At 66.2% G+C, this 2,717-nt stretch carries 2 protein-coding genes and 1 pseudogene; all 3 read right to left on the bottom strand.

The window, feature by feature from the left end; genetic code table 11:
• A pseudogene (locus ACIQ6O_RS16010) lies at positions 1–857 on the bottom strand (hypothetical protein); the annotation flags it as partial.
• Between the two features lie 116 nt (positions 858–973).
• Positions 974–1,537, bottom strand: coding sequence for an LPS export ABC transporter periplasmic protein LptC (lptC, locus tag ACIQ6O_RS16005; protein ID WP_396208771.1), 564 nt, complete (start codon positions 1,535–1,537; stop codon positions 974–976).
• Positions 1,538–1,557: 20 nt separating this feature from the next.
• Positions 1,558–2,550 carry an SIS domain-containing protein gene (locus ACIQ6O_RS16000; RefSeq protein WP_396208770.1) on the bottom strand — a complete coding sequence of 331 codons (993 nt, stop codon included), beginning with the start codon at positions 2,548–2,550 and terminating at the stop codon, positions 1,558–1,560.
• Positions 2,551–2,717: the final 167 nt, after the last annotated feature.

The following is a 2,717-nucleotide window of genomic DNA, read 5'->3' as shown; positions in this document are numbered from 1 at the left end:
AACATGTCGATGGTATCACCCACCAGCGTGAACTTCTGCGCGGTGTCGCGGTTCACGATGCGGGCTCCGCGCACGAGACGGGATTTCTCGGTCACCTTGTCGAATGCGGCCGAATCGGACCGGGCGCTGATCTGCTCGCGGTCGATCTGTACATCGCCCCACGCCATGAGCAGGGAATCGCCGGCGTCCTCGAAGCGATTCGCCTGCACCCGCGTCGGCGGGGACCGCTTGCCGGTGCTGTCCTTTTCGATCAGCGTGGCGGTGGAGCGACTTGGCGCCACGAGCCTGGACGCTGGTCGCTCGGGAGTACTGCGGAAGTACTCGATGCTGGGCCCCACGAACGTACTGCCGGTGGCGAGCTGCGTCGCGACCACGTTGCCGTCGGCGTACAGCCGACCTTCGCGCGTGAAGTACGTGGCGTGCGTGGCCGTGATCTGCATCTTGTTCGGCTCCTCGTACACCACGTTGCCGTACAGATTCACGATGCCGGCGGCCTGAAACTGCTCGGCACTGTCGGCGCGCAGACGATTGTTCTCACCCTGACAGCGACCCACGAACCCGCCGCCGATGAAGGTGTTGGCAATGGATTCGTTGAGGCGACTGTACAAGAGGCGCGTTTCCGGCGGCGACTCCGTCATGTCGAGGACACACGGGCGGGACGCCGGTGGCTGCTTCTTCGGCGGGGTCCGCTTTTTCGCGGTATCGGCCTTGGCGGCGGCCCGCGCCGCCGAATCCACCTTGGCCGAGTCGGCCTTCTTCGTATCGGCCGCTGCGGCTTTGGCGACGCTGTCGGCAGCGGCTTTGGCCGCGGAATCGCCCCCGGGGCGCTTGGCACTGTCCGCGGCTTGCGGTTTCACGGGCGCGGACGGCCCGGTACGCCGTACGCCGCGGCACCCCGCCACTGTGACCATGATGGCGATGGTCACGAGGAGCAGGGCGCGAGCAGGCGCAGGACGCGAACGATGCGGGCTACTCAACGCGTCGGTACCCGAACCGTCGCGATGATCTTGCACCCCCGCAAGCATCGGAAGTTGTTCAGCTTCGGGTCGGACTCGAAACCGATGCCCGAGTGCTCACGCTTGGGTTCGTTGAGCACGAACGCCGAGTCGGAGAAGAACTGGTTGCGTACCTGATCGAACACCAGTTGCTGCGATGTGAATCGCTTGCCGTCCTCGCGAACCACCACCACGTCGCCGCGCGCTTCGAGGCGCTGTAGCCGCGAGTTGTAGGTGCCGGTCTTCGACGTGAGCACGCCGTCCTTCACCCCTTGGGAGGTATAGAAGGTGAGGTTCAGGCGACGCATCTCGATGCGAGTGCCGTCTTCATACAGGTACGAGGTGTCCGAGAGCAGCTCTCCGTTGCTCACCCCTTTGTTGGTGAGCACGTGGCGCATACCGAATCCCATCTGGTCTGCGGAGTCGGGCATGGTCGAGGCCTGCGCCCGCTTCATGGCGGCCGGCTTTTTCGGACACGCCGCTGCCGTGAGCAGCACGGCTCCCGCGGCCAATGCGACGACCTGCCGCAGGGCACGCACCATTGACGATCGCACTCCCGGCATCAGACGGCCCCGGCGCGCATGAGATCGTGCAGGTGGACGATACCGACCAGCTTTCGGTCTCCATCGATCACCGGCATCGCCATGATGCCGTGGGTCTCCATACGGTGCACTACGGCGCTCCCCAAATCGTCTACGTTGGCCATGCGCGGTGTGGTGGTCATCACGTCGGCGACGGGAACGGACAATACGTCGTCCCGTCGTTCGAGCACGCGTGTCAAATCCCCAGCGGTGACCACCCCACACACCCGATCCTGTTCCACCACGATCGCAATGCCACGTCGCTCGGCGAGCAGCACAACGGCTTCGCGCATGCTGGCGGACAGGGCCAACGTCGGCAGGCGGTCACGTTCCATGACATCGCTCACGCGCGTCAGGAGACGGCGCCCCAGCGCGCCACCCGGATGGAAGCGCGCGAAATCTTCGGCCTGAAACCCCTTGGCCTGGAGCAGGGCCACCGCCAGCGCATCGCCGAGGGCCAGCGTGACCGTGGTGCTGGTGGTTGGGGCGAGGTTGTGTGGGCAGGCCTCCTCCTTCACGAGGAGATCGAGCGTCACCTCGCAGGAGCGGGCCAACCGGGACGTGGCGACAGCGGTCATGGCGATCATCTTCACGCCGAGGCGGGCGAGTGCATCGATGAGTCCCAGGAGCTCATCGCTTTCCCCACTCTTCGAGATGAGGATCGCTACGTCGTCGGGCCCCACGATCCCGAGATCACCGTGCACGCTCTCCACCGGATGCAGGAAGACCGCCGGGGTGCCTGTGCTCGTGAAGGTGGCCGCCATTTTTCGCCCCACCAGGCCGGACTTGCCGACCCCGGCCACGATGACGCGTCCGGTGCAGGCGGCAAGCAGGCGCACCGCGCGGGCAAACGGTTCACCCAGCGCCGACTCACTGGCTCGCAGTGCCTCGGCTTCGAGCGAGAGCACACGACGCCCGCATTCCACCAGCACTGCGGTGTCGAGGGCGTCGGGGGACGTCGAAACGGGGGTCACTGCGGAACCTCGGGGCTGATGTCCTGCGCTCGGGTGTCGGGTGACGTGTCGTCGCTGCGTGAGCGCACGTACCGCTCGACGGCGTCGATCCATTCGTCACGCGCGTGGAGCAGCGCCTCGCTGAATTCGCGGACGGCGCCGTGGCCGCCGCGCGCGTCGAGTTGCAG

Source organism: Gemmatimonas sp. (assembly GCF_044345575.1).
GTDB lineage: Bacteria > Gemmatimonadota > Gemmatimonadetes > Gemmatimonadales > Gemmatimonadaceae > Gemmatimonas.
The sequence above is the reverse complement of the archived record's forward strand: the minus strand, read 5'-3'. Positions and strand labels throughout refer to the sequence as shown.

What these genes read in the sequence shown, in the direction of transcription:
- lptC (WP_396208771.1), bottom strand. Translation starts at nt 1,537, where the DNA reads ATGGTGCGTGCCCTGCGGCAGGTCGTCGCATTGGCCGCGGGAGCCGTG.